Origin of the sequence: Streptomyces zinciresistens K42 (assembly GCF_000225525.1) — a bacterium.
In the GTDB taxonomy this organism is placed as follows: domain Bacteria; phylum Actinomycetota; class Actinomycetes; order Streptomycetales; family Streptomycetaceae; genus Streptomyces; species Streptomyces zinciresistens.
Map to the genome: position 1 here is coordinate 1 of NZ_AGBF01000265.1, position 7,141 is coordinate 7,141.

10 protein-coding genes are annotated in these 7,141 nt (G+C 76.3%); 5 read left to right on the forward strand and 5 right to left on the reverse strand.

The window, feature by feature from the left end; genetic code table 11:
* The 3 genes from SZN_RS33915 to SZN_RS33925 form a co-directional block, all read right to left on the reverse strand.
* Positions 1-671, reverse strand: a 671-nt coding sequence (locus SZN_RS33915) for a hypothetical protein (protein ID WP_007504089.1), incomplete at its 3' end; no start/stop codon positions are given.
* On the reverse strand, positions 668-853 hold the full coding sequence (locus SZN_RS33920) for a hypothetical protein (protein ID WP_007504092.1): 186 nt from the start codon (positions 851-853) through the stop codon (positions 668-670). The genes SZN_RS33920 and SZN_RS33915, both read right to left, overlap by 4 nt.
* Positions 854-918: 65 nt before the next feature.
* On the reverse strand, positions 919-1,425 hold the full coding sequence (locus tag SZN_RS33925) for an Asp23/Gls24 family envelope stress response protein (RefSeq protein WP_007504093.1): 507 nt from the start codon (positions 1,423-1,425) through the stop codon (positions 919-921).
* Between the two features lie 358 nt (positions 1,426-1,783).
* Between SZN_RS33925 and SZN_RS33930 the strand changes: the two genes are divergently transcribed.
* The 5 genes from SZN_RS33930 (at position 1,784) to SZN_RS33950 (ending at position 4,428) form a co-directional block, all read left to right on the forward strand.
* Positions 1,784-2,371: an RNA polymerase sigma factor gene (locus SZN_RS33930; RefSeq protein ID WP_007504095.1), complete on the forward strand. Its 588-nt coding sequence runs from the start codon at positions 1,784-1,786 to the stop codon at positions 2,369-2,371.
* Complete coding sequence (locus tag SZN_RS33935) at positions 2,368-3,093, forward strand: Asp23/Gls24 family envelope stress response protein (protein WP_007504097.1); 726 nt, start codon at positions 2,368-2,370, stop codon at positions 3,091-3,093. Before SZN_RS33930 ends, SZN_RS33935 begins: the two co-directional genes overlap by 4 nt.
* Entirely contained in the window at positions 3,090-3,410 is a 321-nt protein-coding gene (locus SZN_RS33940) for an Asp23/Gls24 family envelope stress response protein (protein WP_007504099.1), read from the forward strand. Before SZN_RS33935 ends, SZN_RS33940 begins: the two co-directional genes overlap by 4 nt.
* A 390-nt stretch (positions 3,411-3,800) precedes the next feature.
* On the forward strand, positions 3,801-4,043 hold the full coding sequence (locus tag SZN_RS33945; protein WP_043734571.1) for a DUF5133 domain-containing protein: 243 nt from the start codon (positions 3,801-3,803) through the stop codon (positions 4,041-4,043).
* Between the two features lie 52 nt (positions 4,044-4,095).
* Positions 4,096-4,428 (forward strand): hypothetical protein, encoded by a 333-nt coding sequence (locus SZN_RS33950; protein WP_007504103.1) that lies wholly within the window; start codon positions 4,096-4,098, stop codon positions 4,426-4,428.
* A gap of 36 nt (positions 4,429-4,464) precedes the next feature.
* On the opposite strand, the gene SZN_RS33955 is transcribed toward SZN_RS33950, so the two are convergent.
* The gene (locus SZN_RS33955; RefSeq protein ID WP_043734576.1) at positions 4,465-5,910 is read right to left on the reverse strand and encodes an oxygenase MpaB family protein; all 1,446 of its coding nucleotides are present in this window, start codon (positions 5,908-5,910) and stop codon (positions 4,465-4,467) included.
* Positions 5,911-5,972: 62 nt separating this feature from the next.
* Positions 5,973-6,650 (reverse strand): polyprenyl diphosphate synthase, encoded by a 678-nt coding sequence (uppS, locus tag SZN_RS33960; protein ID WP_244313469.1) that lies wholly within the window; start codon positions 6,648-6,650, stop codon positions 5,973-5,975.
* Positions 6,651-7,141 lie beyond the last annotated feature (491 nt).

The following is a 7,141-nucleotide window of genomic DNA, read 5'->3' on the forward strand; positions in this document are numbered from 1 at the left end:
CCCTCCACGGCGCCGCGGTCCACCGCCGCCGTGACCCGGGGCGCCGGGGTGCGCACGGTCGCCCGGCCGCGCAGGCCGGGCGTCACCGCGAGGACGACCGCCACCAGGCCGAGCAGGCCGGTCAGCACGCCCGCCGCGAGCACGGACGGATCGCCCGGCCCGTGTGCCGCCAGCCAGTCCACGGCGCGGACCCGCCAGGCGGCGGCCGGACGGCCCCCGGCACGCACCAGGACCAGATCGGCGGCGAGCAGCGCGCAGACCACGGCCGCCGACGCGGTGAGCACGGCCACCGGGAACCGGCGAGCGGACCACAGCCGACGGGGCGCGCGCCCCGCACCGGAGGGTTTCGCCCCCGCCGGGGCCGGAGCGGGCCCGACGGGGCTCAGCGCGGTGACCTCGATCCGGGCGCGGGCGACGTCGAGGCCGCTCAACTCCCCGGTGCGCGCCGCCACATGCTCCCGCACGCCCCGGACCGTCTCCGCCAGGGGCACGGGGTAGGGGAGCGTCACCCTCAGCGCCACCCGCGCCCGGCGCCCGCGCACGGACACCGCGCTCCTCGTCGCTCGGACCGCGCCCGCGCCGGGCGGTGCCTCGTACGCCGCCCGCTCGGCGATCCTGCGCACGGCCCGGCCGGTGACCGTGGTGGTGCCGCGCTCCGCGGCGGCGGTCACCGGCCGCCCCGCTCGAACAGGTCCCGCACGTCCCGGGCACGGCCGCCGCCCTCGACCCACCGGCCCGCCGCCCAGCCGAGCCCGCCGAGCGCGGCCACCAGCAGGAACGCCCCGAACCCGCCGAAGTACCCGGCGAACGCCAGTGCCATGCCCGCGATCATTCCCGCGAACGGTGCGTTCACGACCGTCCACCTCCCACATCCACCTGGATCCGCTCCCGCTCCCGCCCGCTCCCGCCCGTGGGCCGCTACTCCACGCGGGCCTCGGCTCCGGCGGCGGACTCCTCCTCGTCGGGCAGCCGTACGTCGTTCACGGTGATGTTCACCTCGACGACCTCCAGGCCGGTGATGCGCTCCACGGCCGCGATGACGTTCTCGCGCACGTCCCGGCAGACGTCGGCGATGGGCACGCCGTACTCGACGACCAGGTCCAGGTCCACGGCCGTCTGCCGCTCGCCGACCTCGACCTTGACGCCGCGCCCCACGTTGGGCCTGCCACCGGGCACCCGGTCGCGCACGGCGCCGATGGTGCGCGACAGCCCGCCGCCCATGTCGTGCACCCCCGGGATCTCCCGGGCGGCGATGCCCGCCACCTTCACGACGACGAGGTCGGCGATCGAGGTCCTGCCGCGGTCGGCGGCGGGCTGGTCCGCGCCGGTGGCGCCGCCCGCCACGGCCGTGGTGCCCGTCGCCGCGCCGCCGCCGGTCCCGGGTACGGCCGTGTCCTCGGTGGCCACCGTGGTCTGTGTGGTCATGGCGTCGTCCTTCCTGCCTGAGCTGCTGCCCTGAGATGCCTGTACGGCTTCAGACCCGCTCCGGCCGCCCTTGTGACGCGCATGCCCGGAAAAAGTTCTGCGGAACGCCGCCGGGGGCCGCGAGCCGCCCCCGCGCCCCTTGTCCGCCCCCGCGCCCGCCGTGGGGGCGCATCCGTCTCCGGGGCGCATCCGCGGGCCGGTGCGGTGGCGAAGTAGCCGTGCGCCGGAGGGCGGCCGTCGAAAGCCGTGCGTCACAGACGGCGCGCGCCGGTGTCAGACCGAACGAGACCGAACGAGACCGGACGACGCCGGACGAGACCGACTAGACCGGACGACGCCGGACGAGAGGAGCAGCCCAGTGCCGGGGGCCCGCAGACCCACCGCACCGCCGCCCGCGGGCGACGACGCCGTCGACGACGCACTGATGACGGTCCGGGCGGCGGAGGGCGACGAGGACGCCTTCGCGGTGCTCGTGCAGCGCCACGCCCCGGCCCTGATCCGGCTCGCCGCACGCCTGCTGGGCGACGCGGCGGAGGCCGAGGACGCCGTGCAGGACGCCTTCATCAGCGCCTGGCGCCGGCTGCCCGAGTTCCAGGGACAGGCGTCCTTCGGCACCTGGACCTACCGCATCGTCACCAACCGGTGCCTCAACGTGCTGCGCTCCCGTCGGCCCGTGGCACCCCTGGAGTCGGCCGGGGACCCCGCGGCGGCCGAGCACACCAGCTCGCCGGAGCGGCTGGCGGAGGCCCGCGACGCCGTCCGTGAACTGCGCGAGGCCCTGGAGACCCTCTCACCCGAGCAGCGCGCCTGCTGGGTCCTCAGGGAACTGGACGGCCACTCCTACGAGTTCATCGCGGAAGCGGTCGGCCTCAGCCAGGAGGCCGTCCGCGCGCGCGTCTTCCGCGCACGCCGCCGTCTGACACGAGCATTGGGGGCCTGGCGATGAACACCCGCACCGACCCGCCCGACGACGCCCGCGCCGACGGCGGCGACGACGAACTCCTGCCCTGCGGACGCCGCCTGGCCGACGTCTGGGCGGAGTGGGAACACCGCGCGGACGCACGGCACCCGGACGCACGGCACGACGCACGGCACCCGGACCCACGGCACCCGGACCCACGGCACCCGGACCCACGGCACCCGGACGGAGCGCGGACCGGCGCGGGGCACCGGGACACCTGCCCGCACTGCCGCCGCGCGGTGAGCGGCCTCGACCGGCTGGAGGCGGCCGTGCGGGAGCTGCGCGAGGAGGCCGCGGACGCCCCGGCCCACGACGCCGAACCCCTCACCCGCCGGATCATGGACCTCGTCCGCCTCGAACTGCGCCCCGGCCGGCCGCTGCCGCTGGGCGAACCCGCCGAAGACCTGTGGATCATGGAGACGGTGGCGGCCCGCACCCTGCGTGCCGCGGCCGAGACGGTCGCGGGCGTCCGCGCCGGCTCCTGCCGGGTCTTCGCCGAGGACGAGCCGGGCGGCGGTGCCGTCCGGCTCCGGCTCGACATCCACGCACCCGCCGGTTCGGGGCTCCAGCGGATCGCGGAGAGCGTCCGGCGGCGCGTGCGCGAGGCGGCAGACCGCGAACTGGGCCTGTCCCTGGGGGCCGTGGACATCCGGGTCACCGACCTCGTGGACGAGGCGCCCGACGAGCGCGCGGGGGGAGCCGTATGACGGAGGACGTTTCTCGCCCCACCCCCGCCGAGGGGGTCGCCGCCGCCGTCGAGGCGGTGCCGGGCGTCGCCTTCCTCGCGCCGGGCCTGGCCGCCCGGCTGCGCTCGGCACGGCCCGCCCGCCGTCCCGGCGACGGCGTCCGGCTGCGTCCCGAGGGCGGCGGCTGGCACGTCGGCGTCCACGTCGTCGCGGGGCGCGGCACCCGGACGCTCGACGTGGCCCGCGCCGTCCGGGCCGCCGTCCAGGCGCACTTGGCGTCCGCGGAGCCCGGCCGGCCCGCGGCCCGGGTGACCGTCACGGTCACGGGCCTGCTCTGACGGCGGCGAACGGCGCCCGGCACACCGGGACGGGGAACGGCCTTCAAGGGCTGCCGGAAGCGCACTCAGACGATGTGGCTTCCCGCGGTCGCCGCTGCCGGCGGCAGGGGGGGATTCTCCCGGTACGCGGGCCGCTGAGCCCTCGCGGGCTGACCCGGGGCGCGGACGGCGGGCGGGGCACAGGCAGCCCGCCCGCGCCCTGTCCGCTACTCCCTGCGGGCGATCCGGGGTGGGCGGGGGAGTGAAATCCGCGATCCGGGGCATCCGGGGGTCTGCCCGGCGCAGTTCGATGTCGGGCGGCGCACCCGGAAGCCGCGCGGCGGGTCTTCCCGCGGGGGCGCCGGTCGATGCGCGGCCGCGGGCCGCGCGCTGTGTGAGAGGGGACCCGTCCTGATGCTGTCGGCCGAGAAGGAATTGCGTGTCGCGCTGGCCCGGTTCGCGGCGGCGCGTATCGAGCACGACGTGCTTCCCACGGGGATCACCAGCCGTGCGCTGGAGGACGCCACGCGCGGACTGTGCGCGCTGACGGGGACACGTACCGCGGAGGACGCCCTGCACGAGGCGGACACCCTGATCGCGCGCCACCGCGCCCGCCGCGCGGGCGCCGGGCGCGGCGGGGCGCTCGTCGCCTGACGCCGGGGCCGGTCACCCTCGCGCGGAGAGCCAACCCGGCTCCGGAGAAGCCATGTCGGAGGCCATGCGGGAGCACCCCTGCCCCAGCGGGCCGTGCACCTCCTGCCGCGGCTTCGCCGGGCTTGACCGGCGTGTCCACGACGTCGTCGCGGACACGGCCCACCGGCCGCTGCCCGCCGACGCGGTGGAGCGCCTGCACTCGCACCCGCACCCGCACGTGTTCCGCCCGAGCAGGGTGCAGAGCGCGCGCGAGTCGACCCTGGAGGAGCACGAGTACGCGGCGGCTTGGCGCGACGCCCGCGCCGCCACGCGCGGGCGTCGCGGGCGTGACCGTGCGGGCCACGTCCCCGGCCCGCACGGACGGGCCCCGGAGCCGGACCGCTGACCCCGGGGTCCCGCTCCCGCCGCCCCGCGGCCCGCGTCAGGCGTCGGCGAGCAGCGGGTCGTACGGCGTCGAACGCCTGCGCCCCGACATGAAGGACAGGAAGTCGCCGACGAAGGCGCTGCGCGTGTACGCCGGTTCGGCGCCCGCGGTGTCCCGGTGGAACGCCGTCCGGAACAGCGCGCGGTACTCGTCCGCGTCGATCCTCTGGTTCCCGTCCCGGTCGGTGACGTCGAAGAGCACCTCGGCGACCCTGATCAGCGCGGGTCCGGCCAGGGAGGGCGCCGCGGCGCCGTACTCCTCGGCGCTGACCCGCCCGTCGCCGTCCGTGTCCAGACTCGTCTGCAACTCCCGCCACCAGTCGGCGAACGCCTGGTAGAGCCGGGTCTCCTCGGGCCCGTCCAGATCGAGGCGGCCGGAGAGCTCACGGGCCATCGCGGCGAGGTCCGGCCAGTCCAGATGACCGTCCCCGGTCTGGTCCAGCACCTCGCGGAAGAAGTCCCGGGCGTCGCGCCGCGCGCCGTCCTCCCCGGCGGCGTCCGGCGGGAACGGCAGGGGGGCGATCAGCCGGAGCAGGGCTCCGGCGCGCTTCATCCGGCCGCTCAGGGCACGGACCGTGCCGGCCCGCGGGTCCGTGCTGTCCGGGGACAGGGCCAGCAGTTCGGCGATGCCCTGCGCCTGGATCCAGTCCGCGGGCAGGAAGCGGGCCAGACCCGCGGCCAGGTAGGCGCCCTGCATCAGGGTCTGCGCGCCCGGCATCTCCGGCAGCCCGGCCCGGCGGCGGAACGGCTCCGGCAGCGAGGCCACCGTGATCGACCCGATGACCGGACCCGCGACCGCCCGCCCGGCCGCCCACAGGGTGGGCAGCCCGTGCAGCAGCGGCGGGGCCGGGAGATGGTCGAAGAGCTTGAACAGGATGATCCGCATCGCCTCCGTGTTCTCCAGCTCCTCCTCTACCACCTTGTCGTAGTACGACCAGAACTCGCCCAGTTCCTCGGGGAGTTGACCGGGTTCGTCGCCCAGCGCGGCGAGGAACGCCCGGAACTCGGCGTACAGCCGCTCCATCGAGTCCGGTGCGAGCGGCTGCCCGCTCAGTCGGCACATGGTGACGGTGCTCTCGAACAGGGTCGCCACCACCCAGGCGCGGACCCGCGGGTCCCGCGCGTCGTAGGGGCGGTCCCGCGCGTCCGTGCCGCTCAGCCGGTCGTGCAGCCGGTTCAGCCGCGCCGCCTCCCGGGCGCGTACGCCGTCGTCCGCCCCGAACATCCGCTGGAGGCTCACCATGGTGTTGCGCAGCCGCCGCCAAGGGTGGGCGACGAACGTGGAGTTGGCGATCAGCGCCCCGCCGATCTGCGGGTGCGCCGCCTCCAGGACCGTCGCGCGGACCATGGCCAGGGCCCAGCGCGGATCGTTGAAGAACCCGTCGAACTCCGACCCCGGGCCGAACAGCGGCCTCGGGTCCCCGTCGGCGTCGCCGGCCCACACGCCGTCGCGCGGGCTGCCGGCGGCGTCGCCGCCCGGCCGGGTGCCGTCCGTGTCGTTCACGGTCAGGACTCTCCGTTCTGCGGCACGCCGCCGAAGCGGCGATCGCGTCGCTGGTAGGTGTGCAGACACTCAAGGAAGTGCGGTGCCCGGAAGTCGGGCCACAGCACCGGCGGGAAGACCCACTCGGCGTAGGCGACCTGCCAGAGCATGAAGTTGGAGATGCGCTGCTCGCCCGAGGTCCGGATGACGAGGTCCACGTCGGGGGTGTCCGGGAACGGAAGATGCGCGGCGAAGCTGCGTTCCGTCACGGCGTCTGCGGGCGTCCCGCTGCGGATCAGCGAGCGGGCCGCCTCGACGATGTCCATGCGCCCGCCGTGGTCGAACGCGACGGTCAGCGTCATGCCCCGGTTCTGCGCCGTCAGCGTCATCAGGTCGGCGAAGTCCCGGGCCAGCGCCGCGGGAATGCGCCGGTCCGTCACCCCCAGGAAGCGGCAGCGGATGCCGCGCGCGTGCAGCAGCGCCGCGTGCTTGCGCACCACGCCGCGCACCAGCCGCATGAGGAAGTCGACCTCGGCGCCCGGCCGGCGCCAGTTCTCGGTGGAGAAGGCGTACAGGCTCAGCCATGCCACGCCCGCCGAGCGCGCCGCCTCGATGACGTCGATCACGGTCGTCTCCGCGGCGCGGTGCCCCGCCGTGCGCGGCAGTGAACGCCGCGCCGCCCAGCGGCCGTTGCCGTCCATCACACAGGCCACATGGCGCGGCACGCCCCGGCCGGCGGGACCGTCCGCGCCGGACGGACCGGTTCCGTGGCCGGCCGGACCGCCGAAGGCATCCCCCACTGTCCCGCCCTCCCCCCTCAGCACGCGACCCTGCGGACCCGCGGCCCGACGCGCCGCGCGATCACCGTGATCACAGTGGCAGGCGCGGATCGCCGTGGGCGGGGAAGTCGCGGGCATTCACCCTTGGCGCACCTGTCCGCAGGTGCGCCGCCGCGGCGGGTCCCGGATCAAACCACCCCGGAACGTGCGCGCCGCCCGGCGCACGAGCACCCGGCGGCTCCCGGCCCCGTCAGGGCAACGATCCGGCCGGTTCGGCAGTCGTACCGGGCGACGAACATCCGTAGCCCGCCTCACCCCAACTGCCGTGCCCCACCCGGTGCTTGGCGGCTCGACGGGTTCACCACCGGGAGGATCCATGAACAGCTTCGAACCGCCGAGCGGCAGACGCGGCG

Bases quoted from the DNA above. Each gene is read 5' to 3' on its own strand.
- SZN_RS33925 (WP_007504093.1), bottom strand. From the start codon at position 1,425: ATGACCACACAGACCACGGTGGCCACCGAGGACACGGCCGTACCCGGG.
- SZN_RS33935 (WP_007504097.1), top strand. From the start codon at position 2,368: ATGAACACCCGCACCGACCCGCCCGACGACGCCCGCGCCGACGGCGGC.
- SZN_RS33940 (WP_007504099.1), top strand. From the start codon at position 3,090: ATGACGGAGGACGTTTCTCGCCCCACCCCCGCCGAGGGGGTCGCCGCC.
- SZN_RS33950 (WP_007504103.1), top strand. From the start codon at position 4,096: ATGTCGGAGGCCATGCGGGAGCACCCCTGCCCCAGCGGGCCGTGCACC.
- uppS (WP_244313469.1), bottom strand. From the start codon at position 6,650: ATGGACGGCAACGGCCGCTGGGCGGCGCGGCGTTCACTGCCGCGCACG.